Raw genomic sequence first — 18578 nt, 5'->3', positions numbered from 1 at the left:
CGCCAGCCGATCATGAAGCCGTCACGCTCACGGCGGCTTCGGGCCGGCTCTCGATGTTTTCCATTCCTCATCGTTCGCGCAGTTCTAACGGTTCGCACGCACTGGCCGCCGAGGGCCTATCCAACGGCGGCGGTGGCAGCGGCAACGCGCGCGCGTCGCTGAACACGCCGTCGCCGGCCGCCTCGCTCGACGACGCCCCAGCCGTACGTCTGCTCGCCGACACGCTGCGCGAAGCCGCGCGGCGCAACGCCTCCGACCTGCATGTCGAGCCGCTCGAACAGGGCTGGCGCATTCGCGTACGCATCGACGGCGTGCTGCACGAGATCGCCAGACCGCCCGTGCATCTGCGCGACGCGTTCGTCACGCGGGTGAAAGTGCTCGCGCGCATGGACATCGCCGAGCGGCGCATTCCCCAGGATGGCAGGCTGCGGCTCGCTCCGCTTGCGCAACACGCGTCGGCCGAAGACTATCGCGTGAATTCGCTGCCCACGCTGCACGGTGAAAAACTCGTGCTGCGGCGGCTCGAAGCGCTGCCCGCCGATCTCTCGCTCGCCGCGCTCGGCCTCGACGACACACAGCAGCACACGCTCGGCGCGGCCATCGCCGCACCGCACGGGCTCGTGCTGGTCACGGGTCCCACAGGCAGCGGGAAAACGCTGTCGCTCTACTGCTTCCTGCAACGGCTGAACGACGCTTCGCGCAATCTCTGCTCGGTGGAAGATCCCGCCGAAATTCAGCTCGCGGGCATCAATCAGGTCAACGTGCGCGAGAAAGCCGGGCTCACGTTCGCACTCGCGTTGCGCGCGTTGCTGCGTCAGGACCCGGACGTCATCATGATCGGCGAGATTCGCGACGAGGAGACCGCCGGCGTCGCCGTGAAAGCGGCACAAACCGGCCACCTCGTGCTGTCCACGCTGCACACGAACGACGCGCCCGCCGCGGTCGCACGACTGATCGACATCGGCGTGGAACCGTACAACCTCGCCGCCGCGCTGCGCCTCGTCACCGCGCAGCGACTCGTGCGGCGGTTGTGTCCGCAATGCCGCGTGCCGTCGAACGAGTCCGAGGCGGCGTTGCGCGCGGCCGGTCTCGAAGTCGATGCGCGCGCATCGAGTTTGTCATCGCCTTCATCCGTATTCGCGGCGCGCGGTTGCGAGGCGTGCCACGGCATCGGTTATCGCGGGCGAGTGGGCATACACGAAGTCATGCCGGTGAGCGCGTCCATGCGCGAGATGATTGTGGGGAAGCGCAGCGCGCACGAGATCGCCCATCAGGCGCGCGCAGAAAGCGTCGCCACCTTGCGCGACGCCGCGCTCGCACGCGTGCGCGACGGCACCACGAGTCTCGCCGAAGCGCTGGCCGCCACGGATACGCCATGAACGCCCGCCACGCCGTGTCGTCAGCAACGGATTCGCGCTTCGCCTGGCGCGGACTCGATGCAAACGGATCGCCCCGGCGCGGCGCGTTGATCGCGTTCGACGCACCCGCCGTGCGTCTCAAGCTCAAGCACGACCGCATCACCGCGACCGCCATTGTGCGGCGCGGCCCCGCGCCGCAGCCGCGCGCGAATCATGCCGACGTCACGCGCTTCACGCGTCAGCTCGCGAGTCTGCTGCGCGCGGGCTTGCCGCTCGCGGGCGCGCTCGACTTGCTCGCCCAATCACCGGGGCCGCACGGCATGCCGCGCATCGCCGCCGCGCTCGCGCGCGACATTCTCGCGGGCACGCGTTTCGCCGATTCGCTTGCGCGGCATCCGGCGCGTTTCGGCCAACTGTATTGCCAGCTCGTCGCCGTGGGCGAAGCGTCGGGAGCGCTCGCGGCCGTGCTCGCGCGCATCGCCGACGACCGCGAACGCGGCGCGGCGCAACGCGCGAAAGTGCGCGCGGCGCTCACCTATCCCGTCGCCGTGCTGCTGTTCGCCATCGCCATCACCGCCGCGCTGCTGATCTGGGTCGTGCCGACGTTCAAGCAGATCTTCGACGGTTTCGGCGCCGCGCTGCCCGCACCCACGCAGTTCGTGCTGATGCTTTCGGCCGCCGCCGCGCGCTGGAGCTTACCGGCTGCGGCGTGTGCCTGCGCAGGCGTATTCGGCGCACATGCGCTGCTGCGGCGCTCCGAAGCCGCGCGTCTCGCGTTCGGTCGCGTCGTGCTCGCGGTGCCGTTCGTCGGCGCGCTGCTCACTACGTTGTGCGCGGCGCGCTGGAGCCGCGCGCTCGGCACCCTGCTCGCCGCCGGCACGCCGCTCGCCGACGCCTTCGACTCCCTCACGCACGCAAGCGGCAATGCCTTCTTCGACCACGCGAGCGCCGGCATCAGCGCGCGGCTGCGTCACGGCGAACGGCTCGCCGCCGCGATGCGCGCGGCGGGCTGCTTTCCGCTCGACGTGATCCAGCCGGTCGCGGTCGCCGAAGAGTCGGGCGCGCTCGACGCCATGCTGCTCGACGTCGCCGCGCTCGCCGACCGTCAGGTGGACGAAAGAATCGCGCTCGTCGCGAGCCTGTGCGAACCGCTCGTGATCGTCGTGCTCGGCGCGCTGGTCGGCGGCCTCGTCGTCGCGATGTATCTTCCCATCATTCAACTGGGCAACGTGGTGTAGCATCGCTGCCAGATTACGATTCCCCGCTCATGCCCGTTTCCCTTGCTTCCGCCGATGCAGCGTCGTCCGCGCTGCCCTTCACCGCCGCCCTCGCGCTGTTGCCGCCGGGCGTGCTGACGGGCTTCGCGATCGTCATCGGCCTCGTTGTCGGCAGTTTCCTGAATGTCGTGATCCACCGTTTGCCGATCATGCTCGAGCGCGCCTGGCGCGCCGACGCGGCCGACGCACTCGGCCATGCCGAACCCTCCGGCGAACTGTTCGCCGACGACGGTCTGCCCGCGCGCTACAACCTCTGGCTGCCGCGCAGCGCGTGCCCGCATTGCGGCCACGTCCTGCGCGCATGGGAAAACATTCCGCTCGTCAGTTGGCTCGCGTTGCGTGGGCGCTGTTCGCATTGTCACGCGCGTGTGAGCGCTCGCTATCCGGCCATCGAGATCGCCAGCGCCGCGTGTGCCGCCGCGGCGCTGCTCGCCTTCGGGCCCTCGGGCAAGGCGCTTGCGGCGTTCGTGCTGTGCGCGTCGCTGATCGCCATGAGCGCCATCGACCTGGAACATCAGTTGCTGCCCGACGCGCTCACGCTGCCGCTCGTCTGGGCCGGACTGCTCGTTAATCTCGCGGAGACCTTCACCGATCTGCACGCCGCCGTGATCGGCGCGGTCGCCGGTTATCTCGCGCTCTGGTGCGTCTACTGGCTGTTCCGGCTGCTGCGCGGCGTCGAAGGCATGGGGCACGGCGACTTTAAACTGCTCGCGGCGCTCGGCGCATGGCTCGGCTGGAGCGCGCTGCCGCAGATCGTCGTGATCGCGGCGGTAGCCGGCGCGATCGTCGGCCTCGTCGCCACGGCGAGCGGGCGTATGCGTTTCGAGGAACCGCTGCCGTTCGGCCCTTATCTCGCGGCGGGCGCGCTCGTCACGTTGTTCGCGGGCACGCCGCTGTACGCCGCTTTCGCCTGGGGGATCTGATCGATGACCATAACGGGCGCAATGACTGGCACAACATCGGGCGCAACGCGCGAGCCTTTCACGCTCGGACTGACGGGCGGCATCGGCAGCGGCAAGTCCACGGTCGCCGACCTGTTTGCGGCGCGCGGCGTGCCGCTCGTCGATACCGACGTGATCGCGCATCGCATCACCGCGCCGGGCGGTCTAGCCATGGCGCCGATCGCCGCGCAATTCGGCCCCGAATTCGTCGCCGCCGATGGCTCGATGGATCGCGCACGCATGCGCGCTCTCGTATTCAGCGACGAAACCGCGCGCAAGCGCCTCGAAGCCATCACGCATCCGCTGATCCGCGCGGAAACGGAGCGCGAGACGCGCGAGGCGAACGGTCCGTATGTGATCGTGGTCGTGCCGCTCCTCGTCGAATCGGGCGCGTGGAAATCGCGCGTCGCGCGCGTACTCGTCGTGGATTGCAGCGTGGAAACGCAAATCGGGCGCGTGATGCGCCGCAACGGCTTCAGCCGCGAACAGGTGCAGGCGATCATCGCGCGCCAGGCCACGCGCGAAGCGCGCCTCGCGGCCGCCGACGATGTGATCGTCAACGACGGCGCCAAGCTCGAGGCGCTCGCGCAGGATGTCGAAATACTGCATCAGCGCTATCTCGCGCTTGCGGGTGCGCAAAACGCCGCGCGATAGCAGACACGCCGTTTAAAAGCGCGCCGCAACAAAGCGCAAGAGTGCTTCTGGCGCGCTCGAATGCGCTCGAATGCGTTTAAATGCGTTTGAACGCGCGTGAATAGCGGCTCGAATACAGTTCAAGCGCAGTTCAAACACCGCGCGACACATCCCTGGCACGCAGCCGGAATAGCGTGTGAAGCAATCGCGGGCCGCATGCGATTGCGACAGCAGTCCCACGGCATTAGAATGTCCTGCAAATCCTTCACCGACCACGCCCGAGGCGAGCGCGCTTGATTCTTTACGAGTATCCCTTCAACGAGCGAATCCGGACGCTGCTGCGCCTTGAGGACCTGTTCGAGCGCTTCACGTTTTTCCTGACGCAGGAAGACCCGAGGGAACATCACGTCGCGCTCACGACGCTGTTCGAAATCGCGGAAGTCGCAGGCCGCGCTGACCTCAAATCGGACCTGATGAAGGAACTCGAGCGACAGCGTCAAACGCTCGCTCCGTTCCGCGGCAATCCCGGCATCGAACAGAACGCGCTCGAATCCGTCCTCGGCGAAATCGAGCAGACGCTCGCGGGCCTCACGCAGATGCAGGGCAAGACCGGCCAGCATCTCGCGGACAACGAATGGCTCACGAGCATTCGCAGCCGCGCGATCATTCCGGGCGGCACCTGCAAATTCGACCTGCCGTCGTACTACGCGTGGCAACAACTGCACGCCGACCAGCGCCGCCAGGACATCGCCAAATGGGTCACGCCGCTGCTGCCGCTGCGCGACGCGGCGAGCATCGTGCTGCGTCTCGCGCGCGAATCGGGCCAGGCGTCGAAGGTCATGGCCATGCAGGGCAGCTATCAGCAGATGCTCTCGGGCCGCACGTATCAACTGATGCAGGTGCGCGTGGCACCGGATTTGCGCGTGATCCCCGAAGCGAGCGCCAACAAATATATGCTGTGGGTGCGCTTCACGGTGCAGGACGGCGATCTGCGTCCGCGCGCCGTCGATCAGGACGTGCCGTTCCAGCTCACGCTCTGCAGCCTGTAAAGCGCGGCCAGGGCCAGCCACTTGCCAACCGCGCCGCCCGACGGCGGCGCACAGCTACTGAACGTTCGACCGAATGACCACTGTCGTGAAATGTCCGACCTGCGGCAAAGATGTCCGCTGGGTGCCGGAAAACCGCTTCCGCCCTTTCTGCTCCGAACGCTGCAAGCAGATGGATCTGGGCGCGTGGGCCGCCGAAAAGTACCGGATCGGCGGCAATGAAGAAGACACGCCGCCGGACGACGAAGCGCCGCCCACGGATACGCGTCAATAAGCGCGCCCCGTCCGGTCCCGCCCGAATGAAAAAAAGCCGCAGTGCTCGTCGCACAGCGGCTTTTGTCTTTACGGCGTCGCGCTCAGCTTACTCCGCTGCGAGCCACTCCAGCACCGGAATGGTGGCGGGCAGCAGCGGCTCGACGCTGGCCGGCAGCGACTGCCAGACGAACGCCTGACCTTCGCGGCCATGCGGCTCGCCGGTCCACTCGGTGACCTTGCAGAAGTAGAGCCGCACGTAGGCATGCGGATAATCGTGTTCGAGCGTATGCCAGCGATGGCACGCCTTCACGTCGATACCCAGTTCCTCGTGCAGTTCGCGCGCCAGCGCGGCTTCGACCGACTCGCCCTTTTCCAGCTTGCCGCCCGGGAATTCCCAGTAGCCCGCATAAGGCTTGCCCTCGGGACGCTGCGCCAGCAGATAGCGCCCGTCCGGCTGCACCAGCACGCCCACGGCCACCTCGGTGACAGGGCGCGCCGGCGGATTCTGCGCGCCGTCCTTGCCTTGCTCGCTCATGCCTCTTGCGCCTTCTTGCCCGACCAGTCGCGCGCGAATTGCCACGCCACGCGGCCCGAGCGCGAACCGCGCTCCAGCGCCCAGACGAGCGCGTCGCCGCGCGCCGATTCCACTTCGGCATCGCTGCATTCGAAGTGACGCAGCCAGTGGCCGACGATCGTCAGATAGTCGTCCTGCTTGAACGGATAGAAGCTGACCCACAGCCCGAAACGCTCCGACAGCGAAATTTTCTCCTCCACCACTTCACCCGGATGAATCTCACCGTCGGGCATGTGCTTGTAGGTCTCGTTGTCGCTCATGTACTCGGGCAGCAGATGGCGGCGATTCGAGGTCGCGTAGATCAGCACGTTGTCCGACTGCGCGGCCACCGAACCGTCGAGCGCCACCTTGAGCGCCTTGTAGCCCGATTCGCCGTCTTCGAACGAGAGATCGTCGCAGAATACGATGAAGCGCTCGGGACGCGTCGAGATCAGATCGACGATATCGCCGAGGTCGTGCAGGTCGTCCTTGTCGACTTCGATCAGGCGCAGGCCGTCCTGCGCGTAGGCGTTCAGGCAGGCCTTGATCAGCGACGACTTGCCGGTGCCGCGCGCGCCCGTCAGCAGCACGTTGTTCGCGGGTTTCTTCTGCACGAACTGGCGCGTGTTGCGGTCGATGAGGTCCTTCTGGCGGTCGATGTTCTGCAGGTCGTCGAGCGCGATCGTCGAGATCGCCGGCACGGGCTGCAGGAAGCCGCGGCCCTGGCGCTTGCGCCAGCGGAACGCAACCGCCGAGTTCCAGTCGACTTCGGGCGTCGCCGGCGGCAGCACGGCTTCGAGGCGGCCGAGCAGCGCTTCGGCGCGGGTCAGAAACTGTTCGAGCTTGTCCATTGCGTGGTGCGTAAAGTGATCGGAAACGGAGATCAGGAACGGTAATCGGCGTTGATGCTCACGTAGTCGTGCGAGAGGTCGCAGGTCCAGACCGTGGCTTCGGCGTTACCGCGGCCGAGCACCACGCGGATCAGAATTTCGCTCTTCTTCATGACGCGCTGGCCGTCTTCTTCCTGGTAGTCCGGATTGCGGCCGCCCGCCTTCGCGACGAGCACGTCGTCGAGATAGAGGTCGATCTTGCCGACGTCGAGATCCGTCACGCCCGCGTAGCCGATCGCGGCCAGGATGCGGCCGAGGTTGGGGTCCGAGGCGTAGAACGCCGTCTTCACGAGCGGCGAGTGGCCGATTGCGTAGGCGATCTGGCGGCATTCGGCGACGTCCTTGCCGCCTTCCACCTGGATCGTCATGAACTTGGTCGCGCCTTCGCCGTCGCGCACGATCAGTTGCGAGAGCGTCTGCGAGACTTCCGTGACGGCGTCGCGCAGCGCGGCGTACGCGGGCGAATCCGTCGACGTGATCGCAGGCAGGCTCGATTGGCCCGAGGCGATCAGGATGAACGAGTCGTTGGTCGAGGTGTCGCCGTCGATCGTGACGCAGTTGAACGAGCGGTCGGCCACGTACTTCACGAGTTCGTCGAGCACCGGCTGCGCGACGTTCGCGTCGAACGCGAGGAAGCCGAGCATGGTCGCCATGTTCGGCTTGATCATGCCCGCGCCCTTGCTGATGCCCGTGAAGGTGATCGTGTGGCCGTCGACGTCGATCTGGCGCGACACGGCCTTCGGCAGCGTGTCGGTCGTCATGATCGCCTGGGCGGCGTCGTACCAGTTGTCGGCCTTGCGGTTCGCGAGCGCGGCGGGCAGACCGGCCACGAGGCGGTCGATCGGCAGCGGTTCGAGAATCACACCGGTCGAGAACGGCAGCACTTGCGACGGTTCGATGCCCGCCAGCTTCGCGAGCGCGTCGCAGGTTGCGCGCGTGTTCGCCATGCCCGGCTCGCCCGTGCCCGCGTTCGCGTTGCCCGTGTTGATCACGAGCGCGCGGATCCCCTTGCCGCCCGCGCGCACGTTCGCGAGATGCTCGCGGCACACCGTGACCGGCGCGGCGCAGAAGCGGTTGAGCGTGAACACGCCCGACACGCTCGCGCTTTCATCGACGGAAATCACCAGCAAGTCCTTGCGGTTGGGCTTACGGATATGCGCTTCGGCCCAGCCGAGCGTCACGCCGGCGACCGGATGAAGTTGGGCAGGATCGATCGAGGGGAAATTGACAGCCATGAGGGCGACCTGTCGAAAAGGCAATGCCGGCCGCGGCGCCTGAAGGCCGGGCCGGCATCGGGAATTCATAACGCAAGGCCCGCCTTGGCGAGCGGGCCACCGGAATCAACGCGCAAGCACGTCATGAAGCAGGCGGCGCGCCCGTCGTGCAACTCGCGCGACGGGTGCGCCACGCCGCATCACGCGATCTTGCCGTGGCACTGCTTGTACTTCTTGCCGCTGCCGCACGGGCACGGGTCGTTGCGGCCGACCTTCGGCACGCCGTCCGCGCCGAGTAGCGCTTCGTGGCTCATGGCCGCGCCGACCATCGCCGCGGCGGCGTCCGCCGCGACCGGAGCGGCTGCCGGCACGCCTTCGCCCGCTTCCGCGAATTCGGCATGACGGAACTCGACGTTCTCCAGATGGCCGCCCTGCTCTTCCATCTGCTCGGCGGCGTCTTCGAGTTGCTCCTGCGACTGGATCTGCACGTTCATCACGATGCGCGTGACTTCCGTCTTCACGGCGTCGAGCATCGCGGCGAACAGTTCGAACGCTTCGCGCTTGTATTCCTGCTTCGGGTTCTTCTGCGCATAGCCGCGCAGATGGATGCCCTGACGCAGATGGTCGAGCGCCGCGAGGTGCTCGCGCCAGCTGCGGTCGAGCGTCTGCAGCATGACCGAGCGCTCGAACCCGCTGAACGATTCACGGCCCACGAGCGCGACCTTCTGCTCGTACGCCTCGTCGGCGGCAGCGAGCACGGCTTCGAGAATCTCGTCCGCATCGATCGACGACGACTCGTTGATCATTTCCTGGATCGCGAGGTCGAGCTGCCATTCGTTGCGCAGCACTTCCTCGAGCTCGGGCACGTCCCACTGCTCTTCGATGCTGCCCGCCGGCACGAACTGACGCACGATCTCGGTGATCACGCCATGTCGCATCGCGCCGATGGTTTCGGTGATGTCGTGCGCTTCGAGCAGTTCGTTGCGCTGCTGGTAGATCACCTTGCGCTGGTCGTTCGAGACGTCGTCGTATTCGAGCAGCTGCTTGCGGATGTCGAAGTTGCGCGCTTCGACCTTGCGCTGCGCCGACTCGATCGAGCGCGTGACGATGCCTGCCTCAATCGCCTCGCCTTCCGGCATCTTCAGGCGGTCCATGATCGCGCGCACGCGGTCGCCCGCGAAAATGCGCAGCAGCGGATCTTCGAGCGAGAGATAGAAGCGCGACGAACCCGGATCGCCCTGACGGCCCGCACGGCCGCGCAGCTGGTTGTCGATACGGCGCGACTCGTGACGCTCGGTGCCGATGATGTGCAGACCGCCCGCGGCCTTCACCTGATCGTGCAGCGTCTGCCATTCGTCGTGCAGCTGCTGGATGCGGCGCGCCTTTTCGTCGGCCGGAATCGCCTCGTCGGCCTCGATGAACGCTGCCTGCTTCTCGGCATTGCCGCCCAGCACGATGTCGGTGCCGCGGCCTGCCATGTTGGTGGCGATGGTGATGCGCTTCGGACGGCCGGCTTCGGCGACGATCGCGGCTTCACGGCCGTGCTGCTTGGCGTTGAGCACGTCGTGCGGCAGACCCGCCTGCGTGAGCAGATGCGAGAGCAGTTCCGAGTTTTCGATCGAGGTCGTGCCGACCAGCACCGGCTGGCCACGCTCGTAGCATTCGCGGATGTCGCGAATCACGGCGTCGTAGCGCTCCTTGGCCGTCTTGTAGATCTGATCCTGCTTGTCGATCCGCTTCGGCACGCGGTTGGTCGGCACCACGACCGTTTCGAGACCGTAGATCTCGTTGAATTCGTACGCTTCGGTGTCCGCCGTACCCGTCATGCCCGAGAGCTTGGCGTACATGCGGAAGTAGTTCTGGAACGTGATCGACGCGAGCGTCTGGTTCTCGCTCTGGATCTTGACGTGTTCCTTCGCTTCGACGGCCTGATGCAGCCCGTCCGACCAGCGGCGGCCGGCCATCAGACGGCCCGTGAATTCGTCGACGATCACGACTTCGCCGTTCTGCACGACGTAGTGCTGATCCTTGAAGAACAGCGTGTGCGCGCGCAGCGCGGCGTACACGTGGTGCATCAGCGTGATGTTCTGCGGCGCATAGAGGCTTTCGCCCTCGCCGATCAGGCCCCACTCGGCGAGCATGCGCTCGGCCTTTTCGTGGCCCGATTCCGTGAGGAACACCTGACGCGCCTTTTCGTCGAGCGTGTAGTCGCCCGGCTTTTCGACGCCCGTGCCGTCCGCCTTCTCTTCGCCGATCTGGCGTTCGAGCAGCGGCGGCAGCGCGTTCATGCGCACGTAGAGTTCGGTGTGATCTTCGGCCTGACCCGAGATGATCAGCGGCGTACGCGCTTCGTCGATCAGGATCGAGTCCACTTCGTCGACCACGGCGAAATTCAGCGCACGCTGCACGCGCGCTTCGGTCTCGTAGACCATGTTGTCGCGCAGGTAGTCGAAGCCGAACTCGTTGTTCGTACCGTAGGTGATGTCGGCGTTATAGGCTTCCTGCTTCATGCCGTGATCCATCTGCGACAGATTGATGCCGACAGAAAGACCGAGGAAGTTATAGAGACGCGCCATCCACTCGGCGTCGCGCTGGGCGAGGTAGTCGTTCACCGTGACGACGTGCACGCCGCGGCCCGAGAGCGCATTGAGGTACACCGGCAGCGTGGCGACGAGCGTCTTGCCCTCGCCCGTGCGCATTTCGGCGATCTTGCCGTAGTGCAGTACCATGCCGCCGATCAGCTGCACGTCGAAGTGACGCATCTTCAGCACGCGCTTGCTGGCCTCACGGCAGACGGCGAACGCTTCGGGCAGGAGTTCGTCGAGCGACGTGCCCTTGGCGACGCGCTCCCGGAATTCGGTGGTCTTGGCGCGCAGTTGCTCGTCGGTGTACTGCTCGATCGTCGGTTCGAGCGCGTTGATCGCCGCGACCGTCTTCTGATATTGCTTGATCAGGCGCTGATTGCGGCTGCCAAAGATTTTCTGTAAGAAACCGGTGGTCATCGGATCGGTGTCTGCGTCGCGGCTTCGGCCGGGATTCCTGCGCGGCTCGTGTGCGCCCGGATTGCGCCAGGTTTGCATACGACTCGCGCCACGCACCCGGATCGGAAAGACCTCGGCGGCTTAAGCCCAAATTGGTGGATTCGAATCGGGCATTTTAGCACGCACCCTTGACACCGCCTGTGTCGGCTCAGTGACCGGTGCAGCCGCCCTGCCCGCGCTGACGCGCCCCCGCAGCGGCGCGCGACGCGTGGCGGCCACTCCACGAGACGCGTGGAGGGAAAGCGCGCAAGCTACAATCACGACATTGCCGCGCAACCCGCGCGCGCTCCCATTCCTGCCACATGAGCCGTTTCTCGCCGATTTCAAGGCCTGGCGCCCCGCGCGCGACCGGCGCTGCACGCAGCCCCGGCGGATCGCGCAAGTCCGGCGCGCCGCGTGCGCCGCAGCTGCTCACCGAAGTGCTGAGCCGCACCGACGCGTTCGCGCCGCTGCGTGCGGGCGTCGAGCAGATCGCGGCGATCCAGCGCGATCTGGGCGCGCTGCTGCCCGATTACCTCGCGACGAGCATCGAACCCGGCTTTATCAAGGACGGCAAGCTCGCGCTGTTCGCCGCGCATAACGCGCTCGCGGCGCGCCTGCGCCATCTGGAGCCGCGACTCGTCGCCGACCTGCAGGCGCGCGGCTGGCCGATCGACGGCGTGCGCATCCGCGTGCGTCCGCAAGCGGTGAAGGAGCCGCCGCAGCCGAAGCAGGCGCGCATGACGCCGGTCGGCGCCGCCGCGCTCGCCACGCTCAGCGAGACGCTGCCGCCCTCGCCGCTGCAGGAAGCGCTCGCGAAGATGGCGGCGCGGCATCTCCGGCGGCGCTAGACGCCAGGCGCTCCGCGACGCGTCGCCGCAGGCACGGAATATCGGCGTGAAAAACAAAAAGGGTGGCATATCGCCACCCTTTTTCATATCTGCACAATCTGCGCCGAATATCAGCGCCGAAATTCAGGCAAACGCCGTCTGCGCCTCGTAACCGAAGCCGCGCGGCGCCTTCTGCGTGTCGTCGAACGTGACGATCTCGTAGGCGTCTTCGTGTGCCAGCAGTTCGCGCAGCAGCGCGTTGTTCAGGCCGTGACCCGACTTGTACGCGTCGTACGCCGCCAGCAGCGGATGACCGACCACGTACAGATCGCCGATCGCGTCGAGCATCTTGTGCTTCACGAATTCGTCGTCGTAGCGCAGGCCGTCGTTGTTCAGGATGCGGTATTCGTCGAGCACGATCGCATTGTCCATGCTGCCGCCGCGCGCGAGGCCCAGCTCACGCATCATTTCGACTTCGTGCGCGAAGCCGAACGTGCGTGCACGCGCGATTTCACGCACGTACGAAGTGTTCGCGAAGTCGACTTCGAGCGCCTGACCGGTCTTGTCGACGGCCGGGTGGCGGAAGTCGATGGTGAACTTGAGCTTGAAGCCGAAGAACGGGTCGAGACGCGCGAACTTGTCGCCGTCGCGCACTTCCACGGTCTTCTTCACCTTGATGAACTTCTTCGGTGCGTTCTGCTCTTCGATGCCCGCCGACTGGATCAGGAACACGAACGACGAAGCGCTGCCGTCCATGATCGGAATCTCTTCAGCCGTGACGTCGACGTAGAGATTGTCGATCCCAAGACCCGCGCAGGCCGACATCAGATGCTCGACCGTCGAAACGCGCGCGCCGTCTTTCTGCAGCACGGAGGCAAGGCGCGTGTCGCCGATCGACATCGCCGAAGCGGGGATGTCGACGGGGGTCGGCAAATCCACGCGCGAAAACACGATGCCCGTGTCCGGCGCCGCCGGGCGGAGCGTCAGGTCGACCTTGCGGCCCGAATGAAGGCCGATGCCGACCGTCTTCACGATCGATTTGATGGTTCGCTGCTTCAACATAGTGTTCTACTCATTGAAAATCCCAATCGGGATTTTTTAACTCATAGCCCGAATTATACTCCAAGTATGCAGAAACCGTCGTCGTCCCGGGCGTGACAATCTGTTTCCCGTTGTTACTCTGACGGGAGCTGTCGGGATGGACGACGGGCCGATGACCGGAACGGAGGCGTTCCCGGCCATCGGCCCGCACGGCTTGAGGTAATCGCCCGTCACATTTACGGTGCCGGCCCGTTGCGCAAGGGCAACGCTGGGACGGCGAACGCGTTCATGCGGGGCTCAGCGCAGCCAGGATGCTTGCGGCATCGCTGACTTCGAATTTGCCGGGCGCTTCGACGTTCAGCGTCTTGACCACGCCGTCGTCGATCACCATGGCGTAGCGCTGGGACCGAATGCCCATGCCACGCGCCGACAAATCCTGCTCCAGACCGAGCGCACGGGTGAACGCCGCGCTGCCGTCGGCCATCATGCGTACCTTGCCCGAGGTCCGCTGATCGCGCCCCCACGCGCCCATCACGAACGCGTCGTTGACGGACACACACCAGATTTCGTCGACGCCCGCCGCGCGCAGCGCGTCGAACTGTTCGACATAACCCGGTACGTGCTTCGCCGAGCAGGTGGGCGTGAAAGCGCCGGGCAATCCGAAGATCACCACGCGCTTGCCCGCCGTCTGCTCGCGCACGCCGAAGCTGTTAGGCCCCAGCGTGCAGCCCGCGCGCTCGTCTTCGATGAACTCGAAGAGGGTCGCATCGGGCAGCGTTTCACCCTGTTTGATCATGACTCGTCCTTCACATCGATGCGCAAGGCACGTCGGCACGCTGCATCGGGCCATCATACGCCCGGTCGCGATGGACCGAAAAAGCCGCCGGCGCCCGCTTCACGCATAGGAAATGCGTGCTGGCGACGCGCCTGACAACGTCGGCCGGAATCCGGGCAACTTCGCACGGTGCGTCCAAACGCAGCGGGCAAGCGTCCCAGCCGGGCATCCACAGGGATGCGGCGTTGCGCGTTCTTTCCCGTCTTCTCGCGACTTGCAGCCTGCCTGACCGTCCGCGGGCGGGGCGCAACCCAATGCGCCACGCCGCAGCCGGATCTGAGCAGTGCGCAGTCCGCCTTAGTCCGCCTGCTTGCGCAGGAACGCCGGGATGTCGTACGTGTCGACGCCCTTTTCCTGCAGCGCCTGCACGTGCGAAGCCGCGGTGTCGCGCGACGTACGCCACACAGCCGGCGTGTCGAGCGCGCCGTAGTCGGCGGTGTTGGGCGGCGGTGCGTACGAATGCGGCGCGGCGGCAACCGGATGGTTGTCCGTGCCCGTGCGCAGCAACGTCATCGGTGCGGCTTGCTGCTTCGATGCGGCAGCGCGGCCGAGGCCCGTTGCCACCACCGTCACGCGCAGCGCGTCGCCCATCGCGTCGTCGTACACGGCACCGAAGATCACCGTGGCGTCTTCCGCCGCGTAGCTCTTGATGGTGTTCATGACTTCACGCGTTTCCGAAAGACGCAGCGAACGGCTCGACGTGATGTTGACCAGCACGCCACGCGCGCCCGACAGATCGACGCCTTCGAGCAGCGGGCTTGCGACCGCCTGTTCCGCGGCCAGACGCGCGCGATCGACGCCGGCCACCGTGGCCGTGCCCATCATCGCCTTGCCCTGCTCGCCCATCACCGTCTTCACGTCTTCAAAGTCGACGTTCACCAGACCGTCGACGTTGATGATTTCGGCGATGCCCGCAACTGCGTTGTTCAGAACGTCGTCCGCGCACTGGAAGCACTTGTCCATCTCGGCGTCATCGCCCATCACGTCGAACAGCTTGTCGTTCAGGACGACGATCAGCGAGTCGACGTGATCCTCCAGTTGCTGCGAGCCGGCTTCCGCCACACGCATGCGCTTGCCACCTTCGAATTCAAACGGCTTGCTCACGACACCGACCGTGAGAATGCCCATTTCCTTGGCGATCTGCGCGACCACGGGCGCTGCACCCGTACCCGTGCCGCCGCCCATGCCGGCGGTGATGAACACCATGTGCGCGCCGCGCAGTGCGTCGGCGATGCGTTCGCGTGCTTCTTCAGCGGCGGCGCGGCCCATTTCCGGCTTCGCACCCGCGCCCAGACCCGTGCTGCCCAGCTGGATCACGGCCGGCGCGCGCGAACGCGAGAGCGCCTGGGCGTCCGTGTTCATCACGATGAAGTCGACGCCTTGCACGCCGCGGTTGATCATGTGCTGAACGGCATTGCCGCCAGCGCCACCGACGCCCACCACCTTGATGATGGTGCCGTTGGTTTCCGTTTCCAGCATCTGGAATTCCATGTTGCCTCCGTCAAGAAAAAGATTCCGCTCCTCGGCAGTTATTCAGGGAGAGTCGGGCAACCCTCCACTGCGCGCCAGCCGCCGTCACCAGCGCTATCGGTCTCTGCTTTAACCCTTGTTGCTGCGTTAGCTGCTTCAACCTGTCGGCGCGGTATCAGAAGTTGCCGAGGAACCAGTCCTTCATACGCGTGAAGACCTGGCCCATCGATCCCGACTGCACCGCTACCTTGCGGCCGCGCATACGCTGCGCGCGGCCTTCCGCCAGCAGTCCCATCGCCGTCGAATAGCGCGGATTGCGCACGACGTCGGCGAGACCGCCCGCGTACTCCGGCACGCCAATGCGCACCGGCTTCAAAAAGATGTCTTCGCCCAGCTCGACCATGCCCGGCATCATCGCCGCGCCGCCCGTGAGGACGACGCCCGAGCTCAGCAGTTCTTCGTAACCCGACTCGCGCACGACCTGCTGCACGAGCGAGAACAGTTCTTCGACGCGCGGCTCGATCACGGCCGCCAGCGCCTGGCGCGACAGCGTGCGCGGACCGCGCTCGCCCAGACCCGGCACTTCGATCATCTCGTCCGGATCGGCGAGCGCCTGCTTCGCGATGCCGTAGCTCACCTTGATGTCTTCCGCGTCCGGCGTGGGCGTGCGCAGCGCCATCGCGATGTCGCTCGTCACCTGGTCGCCGGCGATCGGAATCACCGCCGTGTGACGGATCGCGCCTTCGCTGAAGATCGCGATGTCCGTCGTGCCGCCGCCCACGTCCACCAGCACCACGCCGAGTTCCTTCTCGTCGTCGGTGAGCACCGCCAGCGACGACGCCAGCGGTTGCAGGATCAGGTCGTTCACTTCGAGGCCGCAGCGGCGCACGCACTTCACGATGTTCTGCGCCGCGCTCACCGCGCCCGTGACGATATGCACCTTCACTTCGAGGCGGATGCCGCTCATGCCGATCGGCTCGCGCACATCTTCCTGACCGTCGATGATGAATTCCTGCGTGAGGATATGCAGCACCTGCTGATCGGTCGGAATGTTGATCGCCTTCGCGGTTTCGATCACGCGCGCCACATCGGTCTGCGTGACTTCCTTCTCCTTGATGGCGACCATGCCGCTCGAGTTGAAGCTGCGGATATGGCTGCCTGCGATGCCGGTGAACACATTAGTGATCTTGCAGTCGGCCATGAGTTCCGCTTCTTCGAGCGCACGCTGGATAGACTGCACCGTGGCCTCGATGTTCACCACCACGCCCTTCTTGAGACCTTTCGATTCGCTCTGGCCGAGGCCGATCACCTCGTAGTGGCCTTCGCCCTTCAATTCGGCGACGACGGCCACCACCTTCGACGTCCCGATGTCGAGGCTGACCAGCAGATCCTTATAGTCTTTACTCATATCGTGCTCGTTGCGTGTGATGTGCTGTTACTTCTTGCCGGGGCCCGGCGTGTCGTTGATGAACCGCATGCCGGCGGCCCGAATCGCGAAACCGTTCGGATAGCGCAAGTCCGCATACTCGATGTCTTTCCCCCAGCGTTGCGTGACCGCCGACCACGCGGCGATGAGGCGATGCGCGCGCTCGCCGAGCGTGTCGGCGTTGCGCTCGCGGCCCAGCTCCACTTCCATGCCGTTCGACAGCTTCACTGTCCACGCGTAGCGCGACGACAGCGTGACTTCGTCGGGCTCGATGCCAAGCGGCGCGAACCACTTCTGCAGATCGCGATAGCGCGCGACCACTTCGGGCGCGGTGCCGTCGGGACCGTCGAACGCGGGCAGGTCTTCGTCGAGCTCGCCCTGGTTCGCGGTGAACAGTTCGCCGTCGGTGCTCACGAGCTGATCGCTGCCCCACGTGCCGAGCGGCTTGTACTCCTCGAGCGACACCGCCAGCGCATTCGGCCAGACGCGGCGCACGCTCGCATGGCGCACCCACGGCATCTGCTCGAACGCGGCGCGCGCGGTATCGAGATCGACGGTGAAGAAGTTGCCCTTGAGCCGGCCGACCACGCTCGCGCGCACCGTCGGCGCGTTGATGTGCTCGGTGTCGCCCTCGATGCGGATCTCGCGCAGCGCGAAGTTCGGACGCTGCACGAGCCAGTAGCAGCCAGCCGCCAGAAGCGCGAGCGCGAGCAGCGCGTGCAACGCGTTGGCGGCAAGGTTGAGCTGGCGTACGTTATTCCACATGTCGAGATTGTCGATTCAATGCACGGACTGCAATTCGTCGGTCAGAGATTAATTAAGGGTTCAATCTTTCAGCGTGAGTGCCAGCACGCGCACCACGAGCTCCGGATACTCGATGCCCACCGAACGCGCGGCCTTCGGCGGCAGCGAGTGATCGGTCATGCCGGGCGCCGTGTTCACTTCGAGGAAATACGGGTTGCCTGCGCGGTCCATCATGAAGTCGGCGCGGCCCCAGTCGGTGCAGCCGAGCACGTCGAACGCGCGGCGCGCGAGCTTCTTCAGTTCCGCTTCCTTCTCCGGCGCGACGCCGCACGGGATCAGATACTGCGTCGTGTCGAGGATGTACTTCGCGTCGTAGTCGTAGAACTCGCCGGCCGGCACGATCTTGATGATCGGCAGATCGAGGTCGCCCGCGATGCACGCGGTGTACTCGCCGCCGCCTTCGATGCTCTTTTCCACCAGCACGATCTTGTCGTGCTTCGCGGCTTCCTCGAGCGCCGGCACGAGTTCGGCGGCCTGCTTCACCTTGATGACGGCCACGCTCGACCCTTCGCTCGCGGGCTTCACGAACAGCGGCAGACCGAGCTTCGCGACGATCTGCGGCGCGCGCGCCGCGAAGTCGTCGCCGCGCAGCACGGCTTCGAACGCCGGCGTGGGAATGCCCAGTTGCTGCCACACGAGCTTGCTGCGGAATTTGTCGAGACCGAGCGCCGAACCGAGCACGCCCGTGCCCGTATAACGAATGCCGTAGAAGTCGAGCGCGCCCTGGATCTGGCCGTTCTCGCCGTAGCCGCCATGCAGCGCGTTGAACGCGCGCACGAAGCCTTCTTCCTTGAGCGCCGACAGCGGACGCTCGGACGGATCGAACGCATGCGCGTCGATGCCGGCGCTTTGCAGCGCCTGCAGCACGAGCGAGCCCGACTTGAGCGACACCTCGCGCTCGGCGGACACGCCGCCGAGCAGCACGGCCACCTTGCCAAACTGCTTCGGGTCGATCTTCTCGTATTGGGTATCGATACTGCTCATG

17 protein-coding genes are annotated in these 18578 nt (G+C 65.8%); 7 read left to right on the top strand and 10 right to left on the bottom strand.

The features are described from left to right. Nucleotides 1–53 precede the first annotated feature (53 nt). The 6 genes from BMY06_RS34040 (at nt 54) to BMY06_RS34015 (ending at nt 5529) form a co-directional block, all read left to right on the top strand. Complete coding sequence (locus BMY06_RS34040; RefSeq protein ID WP_080180239.1) at nt 54–1379, top strand: GspE/PulE family protein; 1326 nt, start codon at nt 54–56, stop codon at nt 1377–1379. Continuing rightward, nucleotides 1376–2596: a type II secretion system F family protein gene (locus tag BMY06_RS34035; RefSeq protein WP_074987370.1), complete on the top strand. Its 1221-nt coding sequence runs from the start codon at nt 1376–1378 to the stop codon at nt 2594–2596. Before BMY06_RS34040 ends, BMY06_RS34035 begins: the two co-directional genes overlap by 4 nt. A gap of 29 nt (nt 2597–2625) precedes the next feature. After that, entirely contained in the window at nt 2626–3558 is a 933-nt protein-coding gene (locus BMY06_RS34030) for a prepilin peptidase (RefSeq protein WP_074987369.1), read from the top strand. Nucleotides 3559–3579: 21 nt separating this feature from the next. Then, nucleotides 3580–4230 carry a dephospho-CoA kinase gene (gene coaE / locus BMY06_RS34025; RefSeq protein WP_074987368.1) on the top strand — a complete coding sequence of 217 codons (651 nt, stop codon included), beginning with the start codon at nt 3580–3582 and terminating at the stop codon, nt 4228–4230. Nucleotides 4231–4502: 272 nt separating this feature from the next. After that, nucleotides 4503–5258: a cell division protein ZapD gene (gene zapD, locus BMY06_RS34020; protein ID WP_027817983.1), complete on the top strand. Its 756-nt coding sequence runs from the start codon at nt 4503–4505 to the stop codon at nt 5256–5258. 73 nt (nt 5259–5331) lie between these two features. Further along, nucleotides 5332–5529, top strand: a complete 198-nt coding sequence (locus BMY06_RS34015; protein ID WP_027817984.1) for a DNA gyrase inhibitor YacG — start codon at nt 5332–5334, stop codon at nt 5527–5529. A gap of 87 nt (nt 5530–5616) precedes the next feature. Here the strand turns inward: BMY06_RS34015 and BMY06_RS34010 are convergent, their stop codons facing one another. The 4 genes from BMY06_RS34010 to secA form a co-directional block, all read right to left on the bottom strand. Then, nucleotides 5617–6045 carry an NUDIX domain-containing protein gene (locus tag BMY06_RS34010; RefSeq protein WP_065060417.1) on the bottom strand — a complete coding sequence of 143 codons (429 nt, stop codon included), beginning with the start codon at nt 6043–6045 and terminating at the stop codon, nt 5617–5619. Further along, a complete protein-coding gene (locus tag BMY06_RS34005; RefSeq protein ID WP_074987367.1) occupies nt 6042–6914 on the bottom strand; it encodes an ATP-binding protein in 873 nt (290 codons plus the stop codon). The genes BMY06_RS34010 and BMY06_RS34005 overlap by 4 nt, the downstream gene beginning before the upstream one ends. Nucleotides 6915–6946: 32 nt before the next feature. Beyond that, complete coding sequence (gene argJ / locus BMY06_RS34000; RefSeq protein ID WP_074987366.1) at nt 6947–8188, bottom strand: bifunctional glutamate N-acetyltransferase/amino-acid acetyltransferase ArgJ; 1242 nt, start codon at nt 8186–8188, stop codon at nt 6947–6949. Between the two features lie 179 nt (nt 8189–8367). Then, on the bottom strand, nt 8368–11169 hold the full coding sequence (gene secA / locus BMY06_RS33995; RefSeq protein WP_065060443.1) for a preprotein translocase subunit SecA: 2802 nt from the start codon (nt 11167–11169) through the stop codon (nt 8368–8370). A 341-nt stretch (nt 11170–11510) separates the two neighbouring features. Between secA and BMY06_RS33990 the strand changes: the two genes are divergently transcribed. Next, on the top strand, nt 11511–12038 hold the full coding sequence (locus BMY06_RS33990) for a DciA family protein (protein WP_065060420.1): 528 nt from the start codon (nt 11511–11513) through the stop codon (nt 12036–12038). Between the two features lie 123 nt (nt 12039–12161). On the opposite strand, the gene lpxC is transcribed toward BMY06_RS33990, so the two are convergent. The 6 genes from lpxC to BMY06_RS33960 form a co-directional block, all read right to left on the bottom strand. Next, nucleotides 12162–13079: a UDP-3-O-acyl-N-acetylglucosamine deacetylase gene (gene lpxC / locus BMY06_RS33985; protein WP_065060421.1), complete on the bottom strand. Its 918-nt coding sequence runs from the start codon at nt 13077–13079 to the stop codon at nt 12162–12164. A gap of 265 nt (nt 13080–13344) precedes the next feature. Then, entirely contained in the window at nt 13345–13854 is a 510-nt protein-coding gene (locus tag BMY06_RS33980) for a peroxiredoxin (RefSeq protein ID WP_065060422.1), read from the bottom strand. A gap of 336 nt (nt 13855–14190) precedes the next feature. Further along, entirely contained in the window at nt 14191–15384 is a 1194-nt protein-coding gene (gene ftsZ, locus BMY06_RS33975) for a cell division protein FtsZ (protein ID WP_065060423.1), read from the bottom strand. Nucleotides 15385–15538: 154 nt separating this feature from the next. Next, nucleotides 15539–16771 carry a cell division protein FtsA gene (gene ftsA / locus BMY06_RS33970; protein ID WP_065060424.1) on the bottom strand — a complete coding sequence of 411 codons (1233 nt, stop codon included), beginning with the start codon at nt 16769–16771 and terminating at the stop codon, nt 15539–15541. Nucleotides 16772–16798: 27 nt separating this feature from the next. Continuing rightward, nucleotides 16799–17554 (bottom strand): cell division protein FtsQ/DivIB, encoded by a 756-nt coding sequence (locus BMY06_RS33965; RefSeq protein ID WP_065060425.1) that lies wholly within the window; start codon nt 17552–17554, stop codon nt 16799–16801. A gap of 60 nt (nt 17555–17614) precedes the next feature. Then, on the bottom strand, nt 17615–18577 hold the full coding sequence (locus BMY06_RS33960; protein WP_065060444.1) for a D-alanine--D-alanine ligase: 963 nt from the start codon (nt 18575–18577) through the stop codon (nt 17615–17617). Between the last annotated feature and the right edge of the window lies 1 nt (nt 18578).

The sequence above is a fragment of the Paraburkholderia tropica genome, from assembly GCF_900109265.1.
Lineage (GTDB): Bacteria > Pseudomonadota > Gammaproteobacteria > Burkholderiales > Burkholderiaceae > Paraburkholderia > Paraburkholderia tropica.
The sequence above is the reverse complement of the archived record's forward strand: the minus strand, read 5'-3'. Positions and strand labels throughout refer to the sequence as shown.